Genomic DNA, 23991 nt, shown 5'->3' with positions numbered 1-23991 from the left:
CCGGCGCCGCGCGGACGGCTTCAGCGCTCGGCGACCGCGCTGTCCTTGTTGCGGAACTGGCGGCGCAGCCAGTCGTCGAGCATGCGTTTTTCGTAGCGCAGCGGATCGGTGCTCAGGCCGACCGAGCTGTTGTACAGGTAGCTCGGGTCCATCAGCTTCGGCTGGCCCTGCGCCAGCACCTGGCCGTCGGCGCCGTACAGGGTGAAGTCGAGACTGATCCGCGGCGGGTACAGGTCGCGCATCACCCGCACGTCGTTCCAGTTCGGGCCGTGCCATGGCTCGTAGTCGCCGGCGCGCTTGATGTCGGTCAGTTTGATGTCCAGGCGCTGGCCGGGCTGCAGTTGCTTGGCGGCCTGCTTCTGCAGGTAGGCGGCCAGGTCCTGCACCCAATCGCCGCGTTCGGCTTCCCAGCGGTTGCGGCTCTGCCGCAGTTCGCTGAAGCTGGCCGGATCGGCCCAACTGACCTGTACCGGGCCGTCGCTGGCGAGGCTGCGCGGCGCCTGCGGGTCGGTGACGTTACGGATCTCGGCGGAGGCGCCGCCCGCCCACAGGCAGGCAACAGCCAGCGCCGTCCAGGCATAGCGGATCTTCATGGCGGATCTCCAGGAGGCGTGTGTCCAGTGTGTGCCTGTGCCGGCGCGCCCGCAATCGCGGCGAGGCGTGTGGCGAGCACCGTTGGCCGCGGATTCATCCGCTCCGGCGTGACGGCCGGCTCACATCGCCTCGCCGCCTGCTTCACGGTGCGCGCGCGAGCATGGAGGCCACTCGAGTGATGCGGGGATCGCATGAAGACGCCGTTGTTCCACCACGCCCATACCGGTAGCGATGTGCGCCTGCAGTTCATCGAGTGGGCCAAGCGCCACGGGCACAGCCCGGCCAGTGGCGCGGCCGCGTTCGTCGAGTACCAGGCCAACTTGGACGAGGCGGCGCGCCAGCTGCGCCTGAACCCGGGCGACGACGTGCGCCATCTGTTGCGGCGCTACCTGGTCTCGCTCGGCGAGGCGCAGGACGTGGCCGTGCAGTTCCCGCCCAGTTACCACTACCGCAGCCCGCAGGGGCAGAGCTTCCGCTATACGCTGACGCTGGTGCTGGCCGAAGACGGCGTGGAGTGGAAGGCGCGGGTGTGGGCCGGCCTGGAGTACCTGGGCCTGATCGTCGGCCGCGGGGCCGGCCCGCGTGCCAACTACACGCGATTGGCGCGGATGGCGGTGGAGCACGAGCTCGCCAGCGACGCACCGCGTTTCACGCTCGGCTGAGCGGTTCAGGAAGCTTGTCATGTCCGTCGTGAGCGCACCCCAGCGACCCGTGGTCCCCGAAGAATGCCGTCGGCAATGCCGGCAGTTGGGGACGGCGCGCGTGCAGCAACTGCTGGAATCCTCGCCGCCGCCGCCGTGGCGCGAGGAGGCCGAGCGTTGGCTGGAAGAGCAGGCCTTGCGCAGCGCGCGCCTGACCCAGCGGCTGGTGTTTGCCGGGATCGGTCTCTCGCTGCTGGGCATCGTCCTGGGGATCGCCTTCTTCTGGTGACCCGGTTCCCGCAGGTGCAGCGTGCACCCTGGCTTGACGGCGGCGGAGTGGCTTAACAAGATGGGGGTTCCGCCTCGCCGTTCCTAGCGCGTCGTTGTTGCGCCGCGGATGCAGGGCACCGTCGTCATCCGTTGCCGTAGGCCGCTTCCAGAGTTACTCCGTCATGCATGCCAGCCCAGAATCCACCTCGTCTTCGTTCGCGCAGGCGACGGACCTGCAGTACCGCGAAATCTTCGACAAGATCGATTCCGGCTTTTGCGTGATCCAGATGCTGTTCGAAGGCGAGCGCGCGGTCGATTACGTGTTCCTGCAGGTCAATCCGGCCTTCGAGCGCGAGACCGGCCTGCGCGAGGTGGTCGGGCGGCGCATGCGCGACATCTCGCCGACCCACGAGGAGCACTGGTTCCAGCGCTACGGCGAGGTGGCGCTGAGCGGCCGCTCGGCCAAGTTCGAAAACTTCGCCACCGCGCTGGACCGCTGGTGGGCGGTGGATGCGTTCCGCGTCGGTGCGCCGGAATTGCACCAGGTCGCCGTGCAGTTCCTCGACATCACCGAGCGCAAGCGGATGGAGCGCGACCTGGCCGAGAGCGAGGCGCGCTTCAGCGCGCTGGCCGAGGGCCTGCCGATGCCGGTGTGGGTGCTGGACGCCCAGGGCGAGCTGCGTTTCACCAACACTGCCTACGCCGAGTTCTTCGGCATCGATCTGGACACCGATGGGGTGCGCCCGGGCTGGGGCGATGTGCTGCATCCGGAGGATGTGGGCGTGTTCGCCTACGAGCTGCGCAACGCGCTGCACGACCAGCGCAATCTGCGCGCGCTGGCGCGCGCGCGCCGCCACGACGGTGAATGGCGCTGGGTGGAAATGACCGCGGTGCCGCGCTACTCCGCCGAGGGTAAGTTCATCGGCCTGGCCGGCAGCAGCCCGGACGTCACCGAACGCCGCGACATCGAGCTGGCGCGCGAGCAACTGCTGGAGTCCGAGCGCAGCGCGCGCAACGCCGCCGAGAGCATGGCGCGGCTGAAGGACGAATTCCTGGCGACACTGTCGCACGAACTGCGCACGCCGCTGACCACCATCCTCGGCTGGAGCGATCTGCTGCTGCAGCGGTTGCCGCCGGGCGACCCGAGCAGCAAGGGCCTGTCGGTGATCGCCAGTAGCGCGCGTGCGCAGCAGCGGCTGATTTCCGACATGCTCGACCTCAGCAGCATGCTGCTGGGCAAGGTGCAGTTGGAAGTGGAGGCGCTGGACCTGGCCGAGCAGGTGCGCGAGGCGATGCGCGCGCAGGAGCCGGTGGCCGAAGGCAAGGACCAGGCGCTGACCCTGCAGGCGCCCGCGCAGCCCTGCATGGTGCTGGGCGACGCCACGCGCCTGCAGCAGGTGTTCTGGAACCTGTTGTCCAATGCGATCAAGTTCACCCCCGCGCACGGGCGCATCGCCCTGGCGATCGAGCTCGACGACGATGGCGAGCACGTCAGCGTCGCCGTGCGCGATTCCGGCGACGGCATCCCGCCGGAATTCCTGCCGCACCTGTTCGGCCGCTTCCGCCAGGCCGACAGCACCACCACGCGTCTGCACGGCGGCCTCGGCCTGGGTCTGGCGATCGTGCAGCAACTGGTGGAGATGCACGGCGGCCAGATCAGCGCGTTCAGCGAAGGCCGCGACTGCGGCTCGGTGTTCACCGTGCGCCTGCCGCTGCACCGCGACGCGCCGGGCTCGCGCCCGCTGCGCGAAGTGCGCGCCTTCGCGATGGCCGAACAAGTGGTCGAGGCGTATTCGCTCAAGGGCGTGCGCCTGCTGGCGGTGGAGGACCAGCCGGACATGCTCGACTACCTGCGGCGCCTGCTCGAGGAGCAGGGGGCCGAAGTGGTCGCGGTGGGCTCGGCCAGCGAGGCACTGGAGGTGCTCGATGGCGGCGGCCATGCGGCGATCGACGTGATGGTCACCGACATCGGCATGCCGGGCATGGACGGCTACGGCCTGATCCGCACCGTGCGCGAGAACATGGGTCTGAGCGCGGACGACCTGCCGGCGGTGGCAGTGACCGCGCTGGCGCGTGCCGACGATCGCCAGCGCGCGCTGCAGTCCGGCTTCCAGGAGCACCTGGCCAAGCCGTACAGCGTGGCGCAGCTGGTGTCGGCGGTGCGCTTCGCGCGGCAGCGCTGACTGCCGGCTCACACCGGCGGCGCTAGGGTGCAGCGGTCCCCATACGGAGTCCGCCGATGACCCAGTTTGCCGAGCGTATCCACACCGACCAGGCGCAGATCCAGGCGCTGGAAGCGTTGATCCTGCAACTGCCCGGTCAGTCGCATGTGCGCATCGAACTGACCGACGGCAGCGTGTGCTTCGGCACCGTGTCGGTGCGCCCCAGCATCCAGCAATTCCGCGATGCCGACGGCAATGAAGGCAGCAATGCGCAGGTGCGCATCGACGATCTCGACGATCCGGCCCAGCACCGTTACCTGTGGCTGGACGAAATCCGCAGCGTGCGCCAGCTGCCGGCGCGGCCCTGGGACAGCGATCCGCGCGGCGACGCCTCTTGACGCATCTTTCACTTTTTCCGCGGCGGGGCTGGGCATCATCGGCGTTCCCCCGTGTTCCCGGATATCCAAGACGCATGACCATGTCTTCGCCGATTCGTGCCCGTTGGGTGTTGTGTGCGCTCAGTGCCGCCTTGCTCGCTGCCTGCGGCGACACCGCCAAGCACCCCATCGAGGACGGCATGGGGCCGAACCCGGTGCTGCCCGATCCGGTCAAGCGCATGATCCCCACGGTCAAGGTCGCCGAGGTCAAGCGCTGGGCCGATGGCGCCGCGCCGGTACCGGCCGCCGATCTGGCGGTGCAGGCCTTCGCGCGCGACCTCGACCATCCGCGCTGGCTGTACGTGCTGCCCAACGGCGACGTGCTGGTCGCCGAGACCGCCGAGCCGCCGGCGCCGGAAAAAGAGAGCAGCGGGCTGCGCGACAAGATCCAGGGCGCGATGATGTCCAAGGCCGGCGCCAGCGTGCCCAGCGCCAACCGCATCACCCTGCTGCGCGATGCCGACGGCGACGGCGTCGCCGAAGTGCGCACACAGTTCCTCAAGGGCCTGTATTCGCCGTTCGGCATGGCCCTGGTCGGCGACCGCCTGTACATCGCCAATGCCGATGCGCTGGTCAGCTTCCCGTACAAGGACGGCGACACCCAGATCACCGCCGCGCCCAGCTTCGTCGCCAACCTGCCCGGCGGCATCAATCACCACTGGACCAAGAGCCTGCTGGCCAGCCGCGACGGCAAGAAGCTTTACGTGGGCGTCGGCTCCAACAGCAACGTCGCCGAGAACGGCATGGAGCAGGAACTCAACCGCGCCGCGATCCTGGAAGTGGACGCGGCCAGCGGCGCCACCCGCGTGTTCGCCAGCGGCCTGCGCAACCCGGTCGGCCTGGCCTGGCAGCCCGGCACCGACACCCTGTGGACGGTGGTCAACGAGCGCGACGAACTCGGTAGCGACCTGGTGCCCGATTACCTGACCTCGGTGCGCGAGGGCGGCTTCTACGGCTGGCCCTATAGCTATTACGGCCAGCACGTGGACGAGCGTGTGCAGCCGCAGAACCCGGAGATGGTGGCCAGCGCGATCAAGCCTGATTACGCGCTGGGCGCACATACCGCCTCGCTCGGCCTGGCTTTCTACGAAGGCGCGCTGCTGCCGCAGACCTACCGCGGCGGCGCCTTCATTGGCCAGCACGGCTCCTGGAACCGCGACCCGCCGTCGGGCTACAAGGTGATCTACGTGCCCTTCGCCAACGGCAAGCCCAGCGGCAAGCCGCAGGACGTGCTGACCGGCTTCCTCGACGCCGAGGGCCACGCCCAGGGTCGCCCGGTCGGTGTGGCAGTGGACAAGCCGGGCGCGCTGCTGGTCGCCGACGACGTCGGCAATGTGATCTGGCGGGTGACGCCGAAGCCGGGCAAGTGAGGGGCAGGCGCTGGCGGCGTTAGGCGCGCCTGTTCGCATCGATCTTAGAAGCGTATTTGGTCGCGATCAGCGGCTTCCTGATGAAGCCCGGTCGCGGCTGAAACCACTCCTACAAAAGCATTTCGGAGCTGGCCGGCACAGGACCACTAAGGCTCCCGCATTCGCGCATCCCGATGCACGGCGTCGCCGCGTCCTTCTAAAAAGATGTGCACTTCTTCGCAGGAGCGGCTTCAGCCGCGACCGGGGGATTCCTGGTAAGGCCCGGTCGCGGCTGAAGCCGCTCCTACATGTCGACTTTGGATTTCCTACGCCGCCTGCCCGACGTCAGTGTTCCACCGGCGCCGGCTCCACGCCGAAACGGCGGGCGTAGCCGCGTTCGTTGAATACGCGCTCCACTTCGGTGTCGCCCAGTTCCGGGGCGGCGTAGACGGCATAGACCACGCTACCGTCGTCGCGCGCGCCGCGCTGGTGCAGGCGGTAGCGCGGGCGCCCGGTGCCGGTGTTCTCCGGGTAGTGCAACGGCGGCTGGCTGCCATCCAGGTCCACTTCGCTGTTGTCGACGACGCCGCCGATGAACACTGCGCGCATGCTGCCTCTCCGGTCATTTGGTGTCTTGCAGCCTAGGCGCGGCGATGTTGCCGGAACATCAATGATGCGTTGGATTCGCGCAAAACCGGGGTCGCGGCGCGCTGCCGGTAGAATGCGCGTCCCTGTTCCGATGACCATGCCCGATGCCGGCCGCGCAAGACGCTCCCCTCGATACCCTGTTCCTGCCGTTTTCCCAGGGCGTGCTGCGCTGGCCTGCCGGCAAGGTGCTGTTCCTGCGCGCCCGCGACGGCTGGGCGCTGCGCCAGCACGCGCAGTCGGCGCAACTGGTCTGCGAGCAGGACTACCGGCCGTTCGCCAGCGCGCTGCAGCAGGGTGGCTGGACCGTGCGCGCCGAGCAGGACGGCGCCGCCGATGCCGGCGGCTACGCGCTGGTGCTGGTGCTGCCGCCGCGCCAGCGCGAGGAGGCGCGGGCGCTGCTGGCGCGCGCCGTGGCGCTGGCCGCGCCGGGCGGCGTGGTGGTGGCCTGCCAGGCCAACAACGAGGGCGCGCGCTCAGGAGAGGACGACCTGCAGCAACTGGCCGGCCTCGGCGGCAAGTTGACCAAGCACCACTGCCGGGTCTACTGGACCGCGCCGCTGCACGGCACCCATGACGCCGCGCTGCAGCAGCGCTGGGCGAAACTGGACGCGGTGCGGCCGATCCTGGACGGGCGCTTCCGCAGCCGTCCGGGCGTGTTCGCCTGGGACCGCATCGACCCGGCCTCGGCGCTGCTGGCCGAGCACCTGCCCGCCGACCTGCGTGGCCGTGCCGCCGATCTCGGCGCCGGCTACGGCTACCTGTCGGCGGAACTGCTGGCGCGCTGCCCGCAGCTGACCGCGCTGGACCTGTTCGAGGCCGATGCGCGCGCGCTGGCGCTGGCGCGCGCCAACCTGGCGCAGGCGCCGACCGGGACGACGCTGGGCTTCCACTGGCACGACGTGACCACCGGACTGCCGGGGCAGTACGACGTCATCGTCAGCAATCCGCCGTTCCATGCGCCGGGGCGGCTGGAACGGCCGGACATCGGCCGGCGCTTCATCGCGGTGGCGGCGCAGGCGCTGGCGCCCGGCGGGCGGCTGTTCCTGGTCGCCAACCGCCATCTGCCCTACGAGGCGGTGCTCGACGCCAGCTTCGGCGCGACCGAGGTGCTCGCCACCCGCGACGGCTTCAAGCTGATCCACGCGGTGCGCAGCCGCGGCGGAGCGCGCCGATGAAACTGGTCAAGCACCTGGCCAACCTGGGTTACGGCAGCCGCAAGCAGGTGGCGCTGATGTTCCGCGAAGGCCGCATCACCGACGCCGAGGGCGAGGTGCTGTACGCCGACGACCAGGTGCCGCACGCGGCGATCCGGGTTGACGGTGAGCCGCTGGATCCGCCGCCCGGGCTGATCCTGGCGCTGCACAAGCCGGTCGGCTACACCTGCTCGACCAAGGATCCGGGACGCATCGTCTATGACCTGCTGCCGCCGCGCTTCCGCCTGCGCTCGCCGTTGCTGTCCACGGTCGGGCGGCTGGACCGCGACACCAGCGGCCTGCTGCTGATGACCGACGACGGCGCGCTGCTGCACCGCATCGTCTCGCCGAAGGCACGCCTGGCGAAGGTCTACGAGGCCACCCTGGCCGAGGATCTGCGTGGCGACGAAGCGGCGCAGTTCGCCAGTGGCACGCTGATGCTCGAGGGCGAGACCACGCCGCTGCTGCCGGTGCATCTGGAAACGCTGGGGCCACGGCAGGTGCGCGTGGCCCTGCACGAAGGCCGCTACCACCAGGTGCGGCGCATGTTCGCCGCCGTCGGCAACCACGTGACCGCGCTGCACCGCAGCCGCATCGGCGGCTTTGCGCTGGGCGATCTACCCCCGGGACAGTGGCGGGTGCTGGAGGCAGCGGACGTGGCGGTGCTGTTCGAGGGCCGGGAGTAGGGATTGGGGATTCGGGATTGGCAAAGGCGCGATGCGCCTCGCACCGCCGCGATCCTGCTGTTACGAATCCCCAATCCCGAATGCCTAATCCCGGCCGTCAAGCGCCCGCTTCCAGCCCTCCAGCCCCAGCTTCTCCAAGGTCTGGAGATTGCGCTCGACGATCACGTCCGCGTCCGGGAACGCGGCCACCGCGCGTTCCACGCTGTCCTCGCGCAACAGGTGCAGGGTGGGGTAGGGCGCGCGGTTGGTGTAGTTGCCGATGTCCTCCGGCGCCGTGCCGGCAAACTGGTACTGCGGATGGAAACTGGCCACCTGCAGGATGCCCTGCAGGTCCAGCGCCTCGACCGCGGCGTCGGCGTTGTCGAGGAAGTCGTTGTAGTCCAGGAAATCCTGCAGCACATCCGGGTGCACGATCAGCGTGGTGTCGATCTGCTCGGCCGGGGTGTCGCGCAGCAGCACCAGTTCCTCGGCCAACTGTTCGAGCAGCGCCTCCGGCGTGCTCGCATCGCTGAGCACGTAGCGGATCTGCTGCTTGACGTGCACCGCCTTGGCGAAGGGGCACAGATTCAGGCCGATCACCGCGCGTTCCAGCCAGCGGCGGGTGTCGCCCAGGTAGTCGGGCGCGTCGTTGGGCGTGGGGGTCTGCATCGGTGCTGGCGTTGCCTAGGGGAGAAGAAGCAGGCGATTGTAGGCGCTGTCCAGCCAGGCCGGCCGTTCCAGGTACATCTCCCGGATCAACTGCATGATCAGCGGGAGCAGGTCCGAACTGTCGTTGCGGCGGTGGCTGAGGATGATCGGCGAGGTGGCGCGTTCATCGTCGAGCAGACGGTAGTGCAGGTCGCGGCGCAGCACCCGGACGGAAGTGGGGATGACGCAAAGGCCCAGGTCGGCGGCCACCAGGCCCAGCGCGGTCTGCAGTTCGCGCACCTCCTGCACCGCCAGCGGGCGGATGCCGCGGTCGCGCAGCAGCGACAGCACCTGGTCGGCGAAGCTCGGCCGCGGTTGGCTGGGATAGACGATCAATCGCTGTGCGGTCAGCGCTTCCGGCGCCAGCGGGGCGTCGGACGTGGCCAGCGGATGGTCCATCGGCAGCGCCACCGCCAGGCGCTCCTCGCGCAGCACGAAGCGCTCCACCATGTCGTCGTCGTGGCGGATGCGGCCGATGCCCAGATCGATGCGGCCGGTCTTCAGCGCTTCGATCTGCTCGCCCGACATCAGCTCCAGCAGGCGGATATCTAGGTCGGGACGCTGTTGCCGCAGGCGCCGCACCAGGGTCGGCAGGCCACCGTAGAGGGAGGAGGCGACGAAACCGATCGAGAACACGCGTTGCTCGCTGCGGCCGAGCCGGCGCGTGGCGTCCTGCATCTGTTCCACGCGCCCGAGGATCTGCAGCGCCTCTTCGTAGAGCAGCTTGCCGGCATCGGTGAGGCGGAGCGGGCGGCTGCTGCGCACCAGAAGGCGCGTGCCCAGTTGTTCCTCCAGTTGCTGGATCTGCCGGCTCAGCGGCGGCTGGGCGATGTGCAGCAGCTCGGCCGCGCGGGTGAAGTTGCGCTCGCGAGCGACGGCGACGAAGTAACGCAGTTGGCGCAGTTCCATTGTGGTCGATGTGCTCTTTGGGTATGTTGCACTGCAAAAAAGGCAGCTCAAACGGGTATCGCGAGAGGAAAATACCAGAAAGGTATGATGGAAAGACCCACATAGTCTTGGACGCGCGGACGGTGGCGGCGCAGTGTTGTCCGCATGAACCCGTTGCCGCACGCCCCCCATCGCGCCGCCCCGACCATCGACCGCGTCGAGACCCTGCTGCTCGACCTGCCGACTATTCGCCCGCACCGTCTGTCGGTGGCGACCATGCAGGGCCAGACCCTGATGCTGGTGCGCCTGCACTGCTCCGATGGCGTGGTCGGCGTGGGCGAAGGCACCACCATCGGCGGCCTGGCCTACGGCGCGGAGAGCCCGGAAGGCATGAAGCTGGCGATCGACCGCTACCTGGCGCCGCTGCTGACCGGTGCCGACGCCAGCGGCGTGCAGGCGCTGATGCAGCGCATCGGCAAGCAGGTCAAGGGCAATCATTTCGCCAAGTGCGCGGTGGAGACCGCGCTGCTGGACGCGCAGGGCAAGCGGGTCGGGCTGCCGCTGAGCGAGTTGCTGGGCGGGCGCCTGCGCGAGCGCCTGCCGGTGGCCTGGACCCTGGCGTCTGGCGACACCGCGCGCGACATCGCCGAGGCCGAGCAGATGCTGGACCTGCGCCGGCACCAGGTGTTCAAGCTGAAGATCGGTGCGCGGCCGCCGGCCGATGACATCGCCCACGTGGCCGCGATCAAGCGTGCGCTGGGTGCACGCGGCGCGGTGCGGGTCGACGTCAACATGGCCTGGAGCGAGGCCGAGGCGGTACGCGCGCTGCCGGCGCTGGCCGATGCCGGCTGCGAGCTGGTCGAGCAGCCGGTGGCCTCGCGCGACGCGATGCAGCGGCTGATGCAGCGCTTCCCGCTGGCGCTGATGGCCGACGAGATCCTGGCCGGGCCGGAGAGCGCGTTCCTGGCCGCGCGGGCGCCGGCGGCCGACGTGTTCGCGGTGAAGATCGAGCCGTCCGGCGGGCCGATCGCCGCGCAGAAGGTCGCCGCCATCGCCGAGGCGGCCGGCATCGGCCTGTACGGCGGCACCATGCTGGAAGGGCCGATCGGCACCATCGCCTCGGCGCAGGTGTTCGCCACCTTCCCGCAACTGCAGTGGGGCACCGAACTGTTCGGGCCGCTGCTGCTCACCGAGCACCTGCTGACCGAGCCGCTGCGCTACGCCGACTTCCATCTGCATCTGCCCACCGGCCCCGGCCTGGGCATCGCGCTGGACGAGGCGCAGGTGCAGGCCTTCCGCCGCGATCGCGGCCGCAGCGTGGTGGCGATCAGCGCCGCCGCGGAGGACTGATCATGCTGTTCCACGTGACCATGGACGTGAATCTTCCCGCCGACATGCCGCCGGAGCGCGCCGAGCAGCTCAAGCGCGAGGAGAAGGCGCGCTTCCAGGAACTGCAGCGCGACGGCCGCTGGCGGCACATCTGGCGGGTGGTAGGGCAGTACGCCAACGTCAGCATCTTCGACGTGGCCGACAACGCCGAACTGCACGCGCTGCTGCTGTCGCTGCCGCTGTTCCCCTACATGCGCATCGCGGTCACCCCGCTGTGCCGCCACCCCTCGTCGCTGTACGCAGACGATCGTTAGACCCGGACCGCGGGCGCTCCCATAGTCGGGGCGTCTCAAGGCAGCCAACGCAACCAAGCGCAGAGAAGGAACACCACGATGAGCGTCAAGATCTTCGAGACTCGGCAGGTGCAGGAATTCCTGCGTACCGTCAGCGGCCTGGACCAGGCGGCCGGCGATGCGCGCGTAAAACAGATCGTGCACCGGGTGCTGTCGGACCTGTTCAAGGCGATCGACGATCTCGACGTGACGCCGGACGAGTACTGGGCGGCGATCGCCTGGCTCAACGACCTGGGGGCGGCCGGGCAGGCCGGGCTGATCTCGCCCGGGCTGGGCCTGGACCACTTCCTGGACCTGCGCCTGGACGCCATGGACGCCGCGCTGGGCATCGACAATCCCACCCCGCGCACCATCGAAGGGCCGCTGTACGTGGCCGGCGCGCCGGTGGCGCAGGGCTTCGCCCGGCTCGACGACGGCACCGACGAAAATGGCCACACCCTGATCATGCACGGCACCGTGTACGGCGCCGACGGCCAGCCGCTGCCCGGCGCCAGCGTCGAGGTCTGGCATTGCGACACGCGTGGGTTCTATTCGCACTTCGATCCCACCGGCAAGCAGGCGCCATTCAACATGCGCCGCACCATCCTCGCCGACGACAACGGCCAGTACCGTTTCCGCAGCATCGTGCCCAAGGGCTACGGCGTGCCGCCGGGCAGCCCGACCGAACGGCTGCTGTTCGCGCTCGGCCGGCATGGCCAGCGTCCGGCGCACATCCACTTCTTCATCGGCGCCGACGGCCACCGCAAGCTGACCACGCAGATCAACATCGCCGGCGATCCGCTGGTCGACGACGACTTCGCCTACGCCACCCGCGACGGCCTGGTGCCGGCGATCGTGGAGCACAGCGACCCGGCCAGCATCGCCGCCAACGGCGTGGATGGCCCGTTCGCCGAGATCGCCTTCGATTTCCACCTGACCCCGCTGGTCGACGGCGTCGACAACCAGGCCAATCCGCTGCGCCGCCGCGCCGCGGCCTGATCCCACCATCGCGTGATGCGGCCCGCGCCGTCTCGGCCACGCCGCCCGCTTCCACGCTTCCAGGAGACAACGCCATGTCCGCCGTCATCGACAAAGCGGCTGCGCTGGATGCGCTGCTCGCGCATGCCATCGAGCACGATCCCGCCGAGGGCCGGTTCCGTTGCCGCCGCGACATCTTCACCGACGCCGATCTGTTCGAGCTGGAGATGCAACACCTGTTCGAGGGCAACTGGGTGTACCTGGCGCACGAGAGCCAGATCCCGAACGAAAACGACTACTACGCCACCTATATCGGGCGGCAACCGGTGGTCGTCACGCGCGACAAGCAGGGGCAACTGCACGCGCTGATCAACGCCTGCGCCCACCGCGGCGCCATGCTGTGCCGACGCAAGCACGGCAACAAGGGCAGCTTCACCTGTCCGTTCCACGGCTGGACCTTCTCCAACAGCGGCAAGCTGCTCAAGGTCAAGGACGAGAAGACCACCCAGTATCCGCCGCAGTTCGGCCAGAACGGCAGCCACGATCTCAAGCGCGTGCCGCGGTTCGAGAACTACCGCGGTTTCCTGTTCGGCAGCCTGCGCGAGGACGTGGCGCCGCTGGAGCAGTTCCTCGGCCAGGCGCGGTTGATCGTCGATCAGATCGTCGACCAGGCGCCGCAGGGGCTGGAGGTGTTGCGCGGCAACTCCTCCTACATCTACGACGGCAACTGGAAGCTGCAGATGGAGAACGGCTGCGACGGCTACCACGTCAGCACCGTGCACTGGAACTACGCGGCCACCATGAGCCGGCGAAAGCAGGAAGGCACGCCGGCGGTGGATGCCGCCAGCTGGAGCAAGAGCGTCGCCGGCGTCTACGGTTTCGAGAACGGCCACCTCCTGTTGTGGACCAGGACCATGAACCCCGAGGTGCGCCCGGTGTACGCCCATCGCGAGGAGCTCGCGCAGCGGTTGGGTGCCGAGCGTGCCGCGCTGATCGTCGAGCAGACCCGCAATCTGTGCCTGTATCCGAACCTGTTCCTGATGGATCAGTTCTCCACGCAGATCCGCGTGATCCGGCCGATCGACGTCGACCGCACCGAGGTCAGCATCTTCTGCTTCGCCCCGAAGGGCGAGAGCGCGCAGGAGCGGACCCTGCGCATCCGTCAGTACGAGGATTTCTTCAACGTCTCGGGCATGGGCACCGCCGACGATCTGGAGGAGTTCCGTGCCTGTCAGGCCGGCTATGCGGCCACCGCCGCGCCGTGGAACGATCTCAGTCGCGGCGCGCCGCTGTGGATCGAGGGGCCGGACGACAACGCGCGGCGCATGGGCCTGAAACCGCTGCTGTCCGGCGAGCGCAGTGAGGACGAAGGCCTGTTCGTGCGCCAGCACGCCTACTGGGCGCAGGCGATGCGCGCGGCGATCGCGCGCGACCGGGCGGAGGGCGTATGAGCGTCGACTACCAGGCCATCTGCGCCTTCCTGTACCGCGAGGCGCGGCTGCTCGACGATCGCCAGTGGGACGAATGGCTGACCCTGTACGCCGAGGATGCGACGTACTGGATGCCGGCCTGGGACGACGACGACCGCCTCACCGACGACCCGCAATCGCAGATCTCGCTGATCTACTACGCCGACCGGTCCGGCCTGGAGGACCGCGTGTTCCGCATCAAGACCGAACGTTCCGGCGCCTCCACCCCGGAGCCGCGTACCGCGCACCAGGTGAGCAACGTCGAGGTGCTGGCCGCGCGCCGACGCGAGATCGAGGTGCGCCACAACTTCCACACGCTCAGTCACCGCTACAAGGTCACCGACCAGTTCTTCGGCACGACCTCGCTCACCTTGCGCCAGGAGGGCGATGCGCTGCGCATCGCGCGCAAGACCATCGTGCTGAAGAACGACTACATCCGCCAGGTCGTCGACATCTATCACGTCTGACCGGGCCGCACCGCGAGCAACCGCCATGTCCTATCGCATCGCACTGAACTTCGAAGACGGGGTCACCCGCGTGATCCACTGCACCGTGGGCGAAACGGTGCTCGATGCCGCGTTCCGCCAGCGGATCAACCTGCCGATGGATTGCGCCGACGGCGTGTGCGGCACCTGCAAATGCCGCGCCGAAAGCGGGCGCTACACGCTCGGCGAGGACTACATCGAGGACGCGCTCAGCGCCGGGGAGGCCGCCGCCGGCCTGGTGCTGACCTGCCAGATGCGTCCGGATTCCGACTGCGCGCTGGCGGTGCCGGCGACGTCGGCCGCGTGCAAGACCGGCAGCGTGCCGTTCCAGGCGACGCTGGCGTCGGTGCGCGCGCACGCCGACGCCGCCCTGGAGCTGACCCTGCAGCCGGTCGGCGAGGTTCCCGACTTCCTGCCCGGCCAGTACGTCAACATCGCCGTTCCCGGCAGCGGACAGACCCGCGCCTACTCGTTCAGTTCGCCGCCCGGCGCTTCCGAACTGACGTTCCTGATCAAGCGCGTACCTGGCGGATTGATGAGCGCCTGCCTGGATGCGGCCACGCCGGGACAACGGTTCGATCTGAGCGGCCCGCTGGGCAGCTTCTATCTGCGCGAGGTGACGCGGCCGCTGCTGATGCTGGCCGGCGGCACCGGCCTGGCGCCGTTCCTGTCGATGCTGGCGCAACTGGAGGCCAGCGGCTGCGCGCAGCCCGTGCACCTGGTGTATGGCGCCACCCGTGGCGCGGACCTGGTCCTGGTCGAGCGCCTGCAGGCGCTCGCCGAACGCGTGGCCTGGTTCGACGTCACCACCTGCGTGGTCGATCCGGCGGCCGGCCACCCGCGGACCGGCTACGTCACCGATCACCTGCCGGCGCAGGCGCTGCACGACGGCGATGTGGACGTCTATCTGTGCGGCCCGCCGCCGATGGTCGAGGCGGTGCGTGCGCACTTCCAGCAGCGTGGCCTGGTGCCGGCGAACTTCCACTGCGAGAAGTTCGTCGCCAACACGGCGGCGCCGGCCCAGGAGCGCGCCGCGTGAGCCCGCGCTTCGCCGGCAAGGTGGTGGTGGTCACCGGCGCCGCGCAAGGAATCGGCCGCAGGGTCGCCGAGCGCGCCGCCGCCGAGGGCGCGCGGCTTGTGCTGGTGGATCGCGCCGAGCACATCGTCGAACTGGAGCAGGCGCTGGCGCCGGCGGAGGCGACGACGCTGGTGGCCGACCTGGAGGACTACGCCGAGAACGCGCGCGCCATGGCGTTCGCACATGCGCGGATGGGGCGGATCGATGTGCTGGTCAACAACGTCGGCGGCACCATCTGGGCCAAGCCCTACGCGGCGTATACGCCGGACCAGATCGAGGCCGAAGTGCGGCGTTCGCTGTTTCCCGCGCTGTGGGGATGTCGGGCCGTGCTGCCGTATCTGATCGAGCAGGGCGGCGGCGCGATCGTCAACGTCTCTTCCATCGCCACCCGCAGCATCCACCGCGTTCCCTACGGTGCCGCCAAGGGGGGAGTCAACGCGCTGACCGCCTGCCTGGCGTTCGAGTACGCGGGGCAGGGGATCCGGGTCAACGCGGTCGCGCCGGGCGGCACCGACGCACCGCCGCGGCGGGTGCCGCGCAATGCCGAGCCGCAGAGCGCGCAGGAGCAGGCGTGGTACCAGGACATCGTGGCGCAGACGCTCGGTTCGAGCCTGATGAAGCGCTACGGCACGCTCGACGAGCAGGCCGCGGCGGTCCTGTTCCTTGCCTCGGACGAGGCCTCCTACATCACGGGCACCGTGCTGCCGGTCGGCGGAGGCGACCAGGGATGAGGCGCGCGGGCGACCGTCCGTGCGTTGGCGTTGTCCCGCGTCTTCGCCTGGTCCGAGCCGTCTGCCATGCCGTCTCGCGGGCGGACGCCGGCAGCCCGGTCCGCATGCGCACCGCCGTGCACCGGCCCTGACGTCCCGCCGCACCACCCCATCCCCCTGGAGTCTTCATCGATGCAGACCATCCCATTCGATCCTGCGCGGCTGGCACCGGAGGTGCTGGCGGTGCTGCAGGGCATGGCCGCCGCCGGCGTGCCTGCCCTGGAGACGTTGCCGATCCCGCTGATGCGTCAGGCCTACGCACAGATCGGCGCATTGCTGGGAGGCACGCCGTTGCCGATGGCCGACGTCCGCGACCTGCATGCGCAGGGGCCGGCCGGCGCGATCCCGCTGCGCCTGTATCGCCCCGAATCCGCCAGCACCGGCCCGGCCATCGTCTATGCGCATGGCGGCGGCTGGACCGCCGGCGATCTGGATACCCACGACAAGATTTGCCGGCGATTGGCGCAGGCGGCCGGTTGCGCGGTCGTGGCCATCGGCTATCGGTTGGCACCTGAGCATCCGGCACCGGCCGGGCCGCAGGACGTAGTGGCGGCCATTACCTGGCTGGCGGCCAATGCCGACGGGCTTGCCATCGATCCCGCGCGGCTGGCCGTGGCCGGCGACAGCGCCGGCGGCAGTCTGGCAGCGGTGGCATGCCAGCAGTTGCGTGGCAGTGCGGTGACGCTGCGCGCGCAGGTGCTGTTCTATCCAAGTACGGATCTGTCGCCAGCGGCGCGGGAATTTCCGGCGCGACACGAGAACGCCGCGATGCCGCCACTGACCCTGGCGACCATGCAGGCGATGGTGGCGCCGTTCGTGGAGGGCTTCGATCCAAGCGATCCGCGGGTGTCGCCGTTGCGTGCGGCGGACCTGCGCGGCCTGCCGCCGGCGCTGATCTATACCGCTGCCTGCGACGTGCTGCGCGATGACGGGCGCTTCTACGCCGAGGCCCTGCGCGCGGCCGAGGTGCCGGTGGACTATGTCGAACTGCCGGGCATGGTGCACGGCTTCGTCGAAATGGCCGGCGTGCTGCCGGCGGCGGTACACGCGCTCGAACATGCCGCGGCGTTCCTGCGCGAGCGGCTGGCACGCCCCTGAACGAAGGATCCCGAGGAACGACCATGACGGAAGATGCATTGCTGCAAGACGATGCCTGGCAGGCCGCCTTGTTTACCGGCCAATGGCAGGCGAGCGACGCCAGCGCTGCGGCGATCGAGCCGGCCACCGGCAAGGAACTCGCGCGCATCGGCCTGGCCGGGCCGGCGCAGATCGCCGCCTCCGCGGCCTCCGCCGCGCAGGCGCAGCGCGGTTGGGCCGCGGCGCCGTATGCGCAGCGCGCCCAGGTGCTGCGCGAGGCGGCGAGGCTGGCCGAACGCCACCAGCAGGAGATCGCCGGCTGGCTGGTGCGCGAAAGCGGCTCCACCCAAGGCAAGGCCGGCTTCGAGGCGAGCCTGTGCGCGAGCGCGCTGCACGAAGCGGCGGCGCTGCCGTCGCGCAGCCAAGGCGAGGTGCTGCCATCGGCTCCGGGGCGGCTGAGCGTGGCGCGACGGCGTCCGCTCGGCGTGGTCGGGGTGATCGCGCCGTTCAATTTCCCGCTGTACCTGGCGATGCGCGCCGTGGCCCCGGCGCTGGCGCTGGGCAACGCGGTCGTGCTCAAGCCCGATCCGCGCACCGCGGTCTGCGGCGGCGTGGTCATCGCCCGGCTGTTCGAACGGGCCGGCCTGCCCGCCGGCGTGCTGCACGTGTTGCCCGGCGACGGCGCCGCCGGGGCCGCACTGACCGCGGACCCGCACGTGGCGATGATCCAGTTCACCGGTTCCACCGCGGCCGGACGCAAGGTCGGCGAGGCCGCCAGTCGGCACCTGAAGAAGGTCTCGCTTGAACTGGGCGGCAAGAATTCGCTGATCGTGCTCGACGATGCCGACCTCGATCTGGCGATCGCCAACACGGCCTGGGGCGCGTATCTGCACCAGGGACAGATCTGCATGTCGACCGGGCGGGTGCTGGTGCAGCGCGCGCTCTATCCGCGTTTCGTGGAGCGCCTGGCCGCCAAGGCCGGGAGCCTGCGCGTGGGCGACCCGGCCAGCGGCGAGGTCGCGCTCGGGCCGCTGATCAACGCCGCCCAGCGCGACCATGCCGCGCGGCTGGTGGCGGATGCCTGCAAGGCCGGCGCCACCCTCGCGGCCGGCGGCGGCTACCGCGACCTCTTCTTCGAACCCACCGTGCTCAGCGATGTCCGGCCGGACAATCCCGCCTTCCGCGAGGAGATCTTCGCCCCGGTCGCGGTGGTGGTGCCGTTCGAGACCGACGCCGATGCCATCGGCCTGGCCAACGACACCGAGTATGGCCTGTCGATGGCGGTGATCTCGGCCGACGTCGGCCGCGCGCTGGCGCTGGGCGAACAGCTGCGCACGGGCCTGCTGCACATCAACGACCAGACCGTCAACGACGAGGTCGTCAATCCGTTCGGCGGCGTCGGCGCGTCGGGCAACGGCAGCAGCATCGGCGGTCCGGCCAATTGGGAGGAATTCACCCAATGGCAGTGGTTGACCGTCAAGGGCACCGCGCCCGCCTACCCACTTTGACCGCCAGGAGACGTGCCATGCATGCAGCAACCGACAAGCGCCAGATCACCGTGGCCGTGGCGCACGCGCCGCAACAGCCGTTCACCATCGAACAGGCGCGCATCCGCGCGCCGCAGGACGACGAGGTGCTGGTGCGGGTGGTGGCCACCGGCCTGTGCCATACCGACCTGATCGTGCGCGACCAGTACTATCCCGTGCCGCTGCCGGCGGTCCTCGGCCACGAAGGCGCTGGCGTGGTCGAGGCGCTCGGGCCCAACGTCAAAGGGTTGCAGGTCGGCGATCATGTCGTGCTGACCTACGGCGCGTGCGGCCACTGCAATCCCTGCACGGGAGGCCACGCCGCCTACTGCCAGGAATTCTTTCCGCGCAACTTCGGCGGTGGCGACGCGCACGGCCATACCGCCATCGAAGATCTGCACGGCCAGCCGCTGCACGACCACTTCTTCGCCCAATCCTCCTTCGCCACCTATGCGCTGGCGCGCGAGAACAACGCCATCAAGGTGGCGCGCGAGGCGCCGCTGGAACTGCTGGGTCCGCTCGGCTGCGGCATCCAGACCGGTGCCGGCGCGGTGATCAACGCGCTGAACGTGCGGCCCGGCAGCAGCTTCGTGGCGATCGGCGCTGGCGCGGTCGGACTCAGCGCGGTGATGGCCGCGCGCGTGGCCGGCGCCGCCTGCATCGTCGCCGTGGACGTGGTGCCCTCGCGGCTGGAGCTGGCGATGGAGGTGGGCGCGACACATGTCATCGACAACCGCGAAGGCGATCTGGTCGAGGCCGTGCGCGCGATCACCGGCGGAGGCGCGGACTTCGCGCTCGAATCCACCGGGCGCCCGGAGCTGCTGGAGCTCGGCATCGAGGCGTTGGGCGGTCTCGGTACGATCGGCGTGGTGGGCGCGCCCAAGCTGGGCACCAAGGCCGGTTTCGACGTCAACAATCTGCTGCTGGGCGGACGCAGCATCCGCGGCATCGTGGAAGGCGACAGCGTGCCGCAGGTCTTCATTCCGCAATTGGTGACGCTGTATCAGCAGGGGCGCTTCCCGTTCGACAAGCTGGTGAAGTTCTATCCGCTGGCGCAGATCAACCAGGCCGCCGCCGATAGCAGCAGCGGCATCACCCTGAAGCCGATCCTGCGCATGGCGTCCTGAGCCGGTCGCCCGCGGCGGCGGCACTGCCGCCACGACCTGCGCGGCGGCGCCAGCGCTGTCCGCCGCGCCCTGATACGCGCCTGCACGATGCCGTCTGCGTCGTGCAGGCGCGTTTTGCTTTCTGGCCATGCTTGCGTCCCAGTGCCGCGTTGTGCAATTCGGCAGCGTCGCCATCTCGCGATCCGGCACTGCCTGTCGCCCCGCCTGGCGGGCGCCGCCCACCGCATCGTCGCGCTCGGCGGCGGTCGCCTGTGCCGCGTTGTGTGCGACGCCCGCCGCTGCCCCGCGAGCCCGCTGCACTGGCGTCATTGCGCGATTCGCACCGGGCGAGGCGCACATGCACGGGCGGCGATGAACGCAATGCCCGTGTCGCGCACGTATTGATGCACTGCGGAAGATGCAGTGGATTCGGGCCTTGCGCGACGAACATACCGGCAGAGTATCGAGCGAGACTGCGATGGTCTTAGACGCCCGGTCCGATCGCGCGCAGTGTCGATGGCATGAACCGCACGCCGCGTCCCACCGACCCCATCAGCCGACCCGTGCCGTGGCGCTGGCGCGCGCCGCGTGCGCCGCGCGCCAGCGGCGACACACTGCGGCGATGCGCCGATGGCGCGGAAGCGATCCGTCGCCGTCTTCGATCGGCGCGCGCCGAACCGCGAGCACATCCACGTTCGATTTCCGCTGCCGCCGCGTAGGCGACGGCACGCACCCCCGCGCGCCGCCGGCCGGCGGCACGCATCCACGCATCGGCTCGGAGGGAGGGCCCGATCATGCAGCAGTTCCGACATCCATCGCGTCGCACGACGCAACGCCACTTCAAGCAGCGCTGGACCACGCTGCTGTGGACCATGGCGGCGGTTTCCGGCGGCGCGGCCGCCAACAACGGCGTGGCCTTGCCCGGCTACGGCGCGCAGACCCAGGGCCTGGCCGGCACCTCGATCGCCTTGCCGCTGGATGCGGCGGCGTCGGCCAACAACCCGGCCGGCATGGGCGCGGTCGGCGACCGTGTCGATGCCGACCTCACCCTGATCTCCGCGCCGGTGCGCAGCCAGGTCGGCGCTGCCCGCTATAAGGACGATGCGCTGGTCCCGGTGCCGACCGCCGGCTACAACCGCCAGCTCAACGACGACCTGAGCCTGGGCGTGTCGGTGTTCGGGCATGGCGTGGCGCTGGACTATGGCGCCCCGGTCTACGGCAGCCATGACACCCTGTCCAAGCTGCAGCAGGTGGTGCTGGCGCCGACCCTGGCCTGGCGTGTGGGCGAGCACCAATACCTGGGCCTCTCGCCGCGGCTGGCCTATCAGCGCCTGCACATCGCCGGCCTGGAAGGCATCGGTTTCCAGTCGGCCGGTGCCGACACCGCGTACGGCTATGGCATGGCGCTGGGCTGGTACGGCCAGTTGGCGCCGGGTTTGAACGCGGGAATTACCTGGTCCAGCCGCATCCGCTTCGGCCGCCTGCAGCGCTACCGCGGGCTGCTGCCGGAAGGCCGCCTGGACCTGCCGCAGCAGGCCGGCGCCGGCCTGGCCTGGCAGCCCACCGCGGCACTGACACTGGCCGCCGATTGGCTGTGGATCGACTGGTCCGGCGAGCGCGCCTACGGCAATCGCATCGACCAGGGTGGCGCGCTCGGCGATGCGGACGGCCCCGGCTTCGGCTGGCGCAGCCAGCGCGTGTTCCGGCTTGGCGCCGACTACCGCCTCGACGATGCGTGGTCGTTGCGGCTGGGCTACTCGCGCGCCAGCCGCCTGATCCCCGACAGCCAGGCGCAACTGGCCGTGCTGGCGCCGCTGGCGCAATACCGCCACTACGCGTTGGGCGCGACCTGGCGGCTGTCGCCGCAGCTGTCGCTGACCGGCAGCGTCACCCACGCGCCGGGCGGCGCGGTCGCCAGCGGTGGCGTGCAGGCCGGGACCCGCGATCTCACCTACTTCAATCTCGGCATCGGCTGGACCTTCCGCTGAGCCTCACGGAGACGACTCCATGCAAACCTATCTGTTGCTGCACGGTTCTTGGCATGACGGCCACGCCTGGGATGGCGTCGCCGAGCACCTGCGCGCGCACGGTGCGCAGGTGCATGCGCCGACCATCGCCGGGCATGGCGCCGGCGCCGACAAGCGCGTCTCGCACGCCGACTGCGTGGCCTCGGTGGTGGACTACGTGCGCCGCCACGATCTGCGCGACCTGGTCGTGCTCGGCCACAGCTGGGGCGGCAGCATCGTGCAGCGCCTGGCGGAAGAGGAACCGGAACGCTGCAAGCGCCTGGTGTTCCACAACGCCTTCGTGTTGCGCGACGGCGAGGCGCTGTTCGACCTGCTGCCGTCGCACTACCAAGCGCTGTGGAAGAACGCGGTCGATGCCGACGGCGGCATCATGCTGCCGTTCCCGATCTGGCGCGACGGCTTCATCGGCGACGCCGACCTGGCGCAGGCGCAGCAGGCCTACGCGCAGCTGAGCCCGACCCCGGCGCGCAGCCATTTCGACGCGGTGCCGCTCAAGCGCTTCCACGAACTGCTGATCCCGCGCAGCTGGCTCTACGCCACCGACGATGTGGCGCTGCCGCCGGGCGAGTACGGCTGGCATCCGCGGCTGAGTGCGCGCCTGGGCGCCTATCGCCTGGTCAGCCTGCCGGGCAGCCACGAAGTGTGTTTCAGCGCGCCCGCGCGGCTGGCCGAAAAGATCCTGCTGGCCGGCCGCGACTGACCTTCCCAACCGGAGACTCCAGATGAACCCTGCATCCCCCCTGCGCATCGGCATCGTCGGCGGCGGCATCGCCGGCGTCGGCCTGGCCCTGGGCCTGTGCCGCCACCGCCATCTCGACGTGCAGTTGTTCGAATCGGCACCAGCCTTCGGCGAAATCGGCGCCGGCGTCTCGTTCGGTCCCAACGCGGTGCGCGCGCTGGCTGGCCTGGGCATGGGCGAGCCCTATGCCGAACTCGCCGACCGCACGCCGGCACCGTGGCAGGACGTGTGGTTCGAATGGCGCCGCGGCGAGGACGCGCGGCTGCTGGGGCAGACCCTGGCGCCGGGCGTCGGCCAGTCCTCGGTGCATCGCGCTGACTTCCTCGACGCGCTGGCCACGCGCCTGCCGTTCGGGCTGGCCCAGTTCGGCAAGCGCGCGGTCGCTGTGGAGCAGGATGCCGACGCGGCGCGCGTGCGCTTCGCCGACGGCAGCCAGTACGAAGGCGACGTGCTGATCGCCGCCGACGGCATCAAGTCGGCCTTGCGCGGCGAGGTGCTGCGCGCGCTCGGCCACGCGCCGGCGGAGCCGCGCTTCACCGGCACTTGCGCCTATCGCGGCCTGATCGACGCGGCGCGGTTGCGCGCCGCCTTCGCCACGCGCGGTGTGGACGCGCACCTGGTCGACGTGCCGCAGATGTTGCTGGGCCTGGACGCGCACATCCTCACCTTCCCGGTGAAGCAGGGCCGGCTGATCAATGTGGTCGCCTTCGTCTCCGACCGCAGCGACCCGGCGCCGCAGTGGCGTACCGGCCAGGCCTGGGTGCGCGAGGCCAGCCGTCGCGAGATGCTGGAGGCGTTCGCGCACTGGGGCGAGGCGGCGCGCACTTTGCTGGAGTGCATCGACACGCCCACGCACTGGGCGCTGCACGATCTGGCCGAGTTGCCCGGCTACGTGCACGGGCGGCTGGCGCTGATCGGGGATGCCGCGCACGCGATGCTGCCGCACCAGGGCGCCGGCGCCGGGCAGGGCCTGGAGGACGCCTATCTGCTGGCGCAACTGCTGGCCACGCCCGGCCTGACCCGCGGCGATCTGCCGGCCCTGCTGCAGGTCTACGAGCGCCTGCGCCTGCCGCGCGCCTGCCGCGTGCAGCGCACCTCGCGCGAGGCCGGCGAGCTGTACGAGCTGCGCGATCCGCAGGCCGGCGCCGACGATACGCGGCTGGCGCAGACGCTGGCGCAGCGCTTCGACTGGATCTGGACGCACGACCTGGAGGCCGAAGTGGAGCAGGGGCGGCGGATGCTGGCCGCGGGCGTCACCGCGGGCGCCTAGCCCAGGATTGCGGCGCGCGGCGTTGAGCGTCCGCGGCCCGGAGGCGGCGTCGTATCGACGCGTCGCGCTGCGCCGTGCATCGCCTTTGCACGCATCGCGACGCCAGGAGGCGTCCCGGTTGCCACGCCGGGACGCCCACGCCTGCGCTGGCCGGATGGCGTGCGCAGGTCGCGGCATGGCGTACTTGAGACATGGCGTACCGGCCATTCCGCCGCGCGGCCCCGGCGATGCGATCGGCGGTGTGGGCATT

At 70.1% G+C, this 23991-nt stretch carries 24 protein-coding genes; 20 read left to right on the top strand and 4 right to left on the bottom strand.

Features of this window, described 5'->3' with window-relative positions; genetic code table 11:
• Positions 1 to 20: 20 nt before the first annotated feature.
• Complete coding sequence (locus QN245_RS18760) at positions 21 to 593, bottom strand: DUF3016 domain-containing protein (RefSeq protein ID WP_317843880.1); 573 nt, start codon at positions 591 to 593, stop codon at positions 21 to 23.
• Positions 594 to 785: 192 nt separating this feature from the next.
• Between QN245_RS18760 and QN245_RS18755 the strand changes: the two genes are divergently transcribed.
• The 5 genes from QN245_RS18755 (at position 786) to QN245_RS18735 (ending at position 5474) form a co-directional block, all read left to right on the top strand.
• Positions 786 to 1256: a hypothetical protein gene (locus tag QN245_RS18755; protein WP_317843879.1), complete on the top strand. Its 471-nt coding sequence runs from the start codon at positions 786 to 788 to the stop codon at positions 1254 to 1256.
• Positions 1257 to 1275: 19 nt separating this feature from the next.
• Positions 1276 to 1524, top strand: a complete 249-nt coding sequence (locus QN245_RS18750) for a hypothetical protein (RefSeq protein ID WP_317843878.1) — start codon at positions 1276 to 1278, stop codon at positions 1522 to 1524.
• A 163-nt stretch (positions 1525 to 1687) separates the two neighbouring features.
• Positions 1688 to 3688: a PAS domain-containing hybrid sensor histidine kinase/response regulator gene (locus QN245_RS18745; protein ID WP_425612886.1), complete on the top strand. Its 2001-nt coding sequence runs from the start codon at positions 1688 to 1690 to the stop codon at positions 3686 to 3688.
• A gap of 56 nt (positions 3689 to 3744) precedes the next feature.
• Entirely contained in the window at positions 3745 to 4065 is a 321-nt protein-coding gene (locus QN245_RS18740) for a DUF3247 family protein (RefSeq protein ID WP_160968108.1), read from the top strand.
• Between the two features lie 74 nt (positions 4066 to 4139).
• A complete protein-coding gene (locus tag QN245_RS18735) occupies positions 4140 to 5474 on the top strand; it encodes a PQQ-dependent sugar dehydrogenase (protein ID WP_317843877.1) in 1335 nt (444 codons plus the stop codon).
• Between the two features lie 324 nt (positions 5475 to 5798).
• Here the strand turns inward: QN245_RS18735 and QN245_RS18730 are convergent, their stop codons facing one another.
• Positions 5799 to 6062 (bottom strand): hypothetical protein, encoded by a 264-nt coding sequence (locus QN245_RS18730; protein ID WP_017908770.1) that lies wholly within the window; start codon positions 6060 to 6062, stop codon positions 5799 to 5801.
• A gap of 143 nt (positions 6063 to 6205) precedes the next feature.
• Here QN245_RS18730 and QN245_RS18725 point away from each other — a divergent pair, with 143 nt between their 5' ends.
• Together QN245_RS18725 and QN245_RS18720 are read left to right on the top strand one after the other, a co-directional pair.
• A complete protein-coding gene (locus QN245_RS18725) occupies positions 6206 to 7276 on the top strand; it encodes a class I SAM-dependent methyltransferase (protein ID WP_317843876.1) in 1071 nt (356 codons plus the stop codon).
• Positions 7273 to 7980, top strand: coding sequence for a pseudouridine synthase (locus QN245_RS18720; RefSeq protein ID WP_317843875.1), 708 nt, complete (start codon positions 7273 to 7275; stop codon positions 7978 to 7980). Before QN245_RS18725 ends, QN245_RS18720 begins: the two co-directional genes overlap by 4 nt.
• An 84-nt stretch (positions 7981 to 8064) precedes the next feature.
• On the opposite strand, the gene QN245_RS18715 is transcribed toward QN245_RS18720, so the two are convergent.
• Together QN245_RS18715 and QN245_RS18710 are read right to left on the bottom strand one after the other, a co-directional pair.
• Positions 8065 to 8628, bottom strand: coding sequence for a DUF1415 domain-containing protein (locus QN245_RS18715; RefSeq protein ID WP_184450377.1), 564 nt, complete (start codon positions 8626 to 8628; stop codon positions 8065 to 8067).
• Positions 8629 to 8643: 15 nt separating this feature from the next.
• The gene (locus QN245_RS18710; protein ID WP_184450374.1) at positions 8644 to 9576 is read right to left on the bottom strand and encodes a LysR family transcriptional regulator; all 933 of its coding nucleotides are present in this window, start codon (positions 9574 to 9576) and stop codon (positions 8644 to 8646) included.
• Positions 9577 to 9720: 144 nt separating this feature from the next.
• On the opposite strand from QN245_RS18710, the gene QN245_RS18705 reads away from it, so the two are divergent.
• From QN245_RS18705 to salA, 13 genes are all read left to right on the top strand, one after another.
• Positions 9721 to 10905 carry a muconate/chloromuconate family cycloisomerase gene (locus tag QN245_RS18705; RefSeq protein WP_317843874.1) on the top strand — a complete coding sequence of 395 codons (1185 nt, stop codon included), beginning with the start codon at positions 9721 to 9723 and terminating at the stop codon, positions 10903 to 10905.
• Positions 10906 to 10907: 2 nt separating this feature from the next.
• Positions 10908 to 11198 (top strand): muconolactone Delta-isomerase, encoded by a 291-nt coding sequence (gene catC, locus QN245_RS18700; RefSeq protein WP_184450369.1) that lies wholly within the window; start codon positions 10908 to 10910, stop codon positions 11196 to 11198.
• A gap of 78 nt (positions 11199 to 11276) precedes the next feature.
• Positions 11277 to 12215 carry a catechol 1,2-dioxygenase gene (gene catA / locus QN245_RS18695; protein ID WP_317843873.1) on the top strand — a complete coding sequence of 313 codons (939 nt, stop codon included), beginning with the start codon at positions 11277 to 11279 and terminating at the stop codon, positions 12213 to 12215.
• 74 nt (positions 12216 to 12289) lie between these two features.
• The gene (locus tag QN245_RS18690; protein WP_317843872.1) at positions 12290 to 13645 is read left to right on the top strand and encodes a Rieske 2Fe-2S domain-containing protein; all 1356 of its coding nucleotides are present in this window, start codon (positions 12290 to 12292) and stop codon (positions 13643 to 13645) included.
• Positions 13642 to 14130, top strand: coding sequence for a benzoate 1,2-dioxygenase small subunit (benB, locus tag QN245_RS18685; RefSeq protein ID WP_317843871.1), 489 nt, complete (start codon positions 13642 to 13644; stop codon positions 14128 to 14130). Before QN245_RS18690 ends, benB begins: the two co-directional genes overlap by 4 nt.
• A gap of 25 nt (positions 14131 to 14155) precedes the next feature.
• Positions 14156 to 15187 (top strand): benzoate 1,2-dioxygenase electron transfer component BenC, encoded by a 1032-nt coding sequence (benC, locus tag QN245_RS18680; protein ID WP_317843870.1) that lies wholly within the window; start codon positions 14156 to 14158, stop codon positions 15185 to 15187.
• The gene (locus QN245_RS18675) at positions 15184 to 15957 is read left to right on the top strand and encodes a 1,6-dihydroxycyclohexa-2,4-diene-1-carboxylate dehydrogenase (protein ID WP_317843869.1); all 774 of its coding nucleotides are present in this window, start codon (positions 15184 to 15186) and stop codon (positions 15955 to 15957) included. Before benC ends, QN245_RS18675 begins: the two co-directional genes overlap by 4 nt.
• A gap of 171 nt (positions 15958 to 16128) precedes the next feature.
• Complete coding sequence (locus QN245_RS18670) at positions 16129 to 17094, top strand: alpha/beta hydrolase (protein WP_317843868.1); 966 nt, start codon at positions 16129 to 16131, stop codon at positions 17092 to 17094.
• A 23-nt stretch (positions 17095 to 17117) separates the two neighbouring features.
• A complete protein-coding gene (locus QN245_RS18665; RefSeq protein WP_317843867.1) occupies positions 17118 to 18581 on the top strand; it encodes a benzaldehyde dehydrogenase in 1464 nt (487 codons plus the stop codon).
• A gap of 17 nt (positions 18582 to 18598) precedes the next feature.
• Positions 18599 to 19726 (top strand): NAD(P)-dependent alcohol dehydrogenase, encoded by a 1128-nt coding sequence (locus QN245_RS18660; RefSeq protein ID WP_317843866.1) that lies wholly within the window; start codon positions 18599 to 18601, stop codon positions 19724 to 19726.
• 773 nt (positions 19727 to 20499) lie between these two features.
• Positions 20500 to 21693, top strand: coding sequence for an OmpP1/FadL family transporter (locus tag QN245_RS18655; RefSeq protein WP_184644703.1), 1194 nt, complete (start codon positions 20500 to 20502; stop codon positions 21691 to 21693).
• A gap of 19 nt (positions 21694 to 21712) precedes the next feature.
• A complete protein-coding gene (locus QN245_RS18650) occupies positions 21713 to 22432 on the top strand; it encodes an alpha/beta hydrolase (protein ID WP_317843865.1) in 720 nt (239 codons plus the stop codon).
• Between the two features lie 22 nt (positions 22433 to 22454).
• Positions 22455 to 23741 carry a salicylate 1-monooxygenase gene (gene salA, locus QN245_RS18645; RefSeq protein ID WP_317843864.1) on the top strand — a complete coding sequence of 429 codons (1287 nt, stop codon included), beginning with the start codon at positions 22455 to 22457 and terminating at the stop codon, positions 23739 to 23741.
• Positions 23742 to 23991: the final 250 nt, after the last annotated feature.

This window comes from Xanthomonas rydalmerensis, from assembly GCF_033170385.1.
In the GTDB taxonomy this organism is placed as follows: domain Bacteria; phylum Pseudomonadota; class Gammaproteobacteria; order Xanthomonadales; family Xanthomonadaceae; genus Xanthomonas_A; species Xanthomonas_A rydalmerensis.
This window is presented reverse-complemented; position numbering and strand designations above follow the sequence as displayed.